The 270-nt window shown below is 64.8% G+C and carries 1 pseudogene; it reads left to right on the forward strand.

The features are described 5' to 3' along the window. Positions 1-270: pseudogene (locus AC3II9_RS21825) on the forward strand (CDP-glucose 4,6-dehydratase); the annotation flags it as partial.

Here is a 270-nt window from a genome sequence, read left to right on the forward strand (position 1 = left end):
CGACTGGGCGGCACCGACCCTTACAGCGCGTCGAAGGCTTGCACCGAACTGGTCGCGCAATGCTATCGGCGCAGCTGGTTCTCCGATCCGGATGGGCCGATGCTGGCGACCGTGCGGGCCGGCAATGTGATCGGCGGCGGCGACTGGGCGGAGGACCGACTGATACCCGACATCATCCGTGCCGCCGCCGCGCAAAATCCGATGATCATTCGCAATCCCCTCAGCATCCGTCCCTGGCAGCATGTGCTGGAACCGCTCTCAGGCTATTTG

The organism is Lysinibacillus sp. RU7 (genome assembly GCF_057837305.1).